The 738-nt window shown below is 35.2% G+C and carries 1 protein-coding gene; it reads left to right on the top strand.

The window, feature by feature from the left end; translation table 11 throughout:
- Window positions 1-157: 157 nt before the first annotated feature.
- Window positions 158-738: transposase (locus AC1RNS_RS26440; protein WP_492996780.1), on the top strand; the 581-nt coding region annotated here is incomplete at its 3' end.

The following is a 738-nucleotide window of genomic DNA, read 5'->3' on the forward strand; positions in this document are numbered from 1 at the left end:
GAGGCTGGGACAAAACCCTTCTCTAAACTAAAAAGCCGGTGAAATTTTACGATCAGTAAAATTTCACCGGCTTTGAATTTTTGTCATAAAAAATAAGGACCACATCTGATAAAATTAAGTCACCACAACAAAACTTTTATACGAAAGAAGGGTCCTTATGTTTAAAGATTATAACATGAATCAAGTTGTTTTACCGTTAGATTTAGAAATAAAACTTCAAGAAAATGATATCGCCTACGCCATCAATGATTTAGTGGAAAGTATTCCAAATGAAGCGTTGGATTTATTTCTTAGAAGCACGGGTTGTCCCGCTTATCATCCACGAATGATGTTAAAAATTATTCTGTGTGCTTACACCCAATCGGTTTTCTCTGGAAGAAAAATTGAAGATCTCGTAAAAGACAGTGTTCGAATGATGTGGTTAGCTCAAGGTTATGAACCGAGCTATCGAACAATTAATCGTTTTCGTGTTCATCCAGCGGTAAAGGAATTATTACGCCAATGTTTTGTCCAATTTCGTTGTCAGCTTGTGCAAGAAAAGCTGATTGAGAATGAAGCTATTTTTATCGACGGAACTAAGATTGAAGCGAATGCGAACAAATTTACATTCGTGTGGAAAAAGTCGATTGAGAAATATCATAACGGACTAATTGAAAAGTCAAACCAGCTATACGATGAACTACTTGAAAAAGAAATCATCCCAGAAATTGAACGGGAAAATGAAAAGGAATTAGCATT

The organism is Lysinibacillus sp. GW821-FHT14F06, from assembly GCF_058803665.1.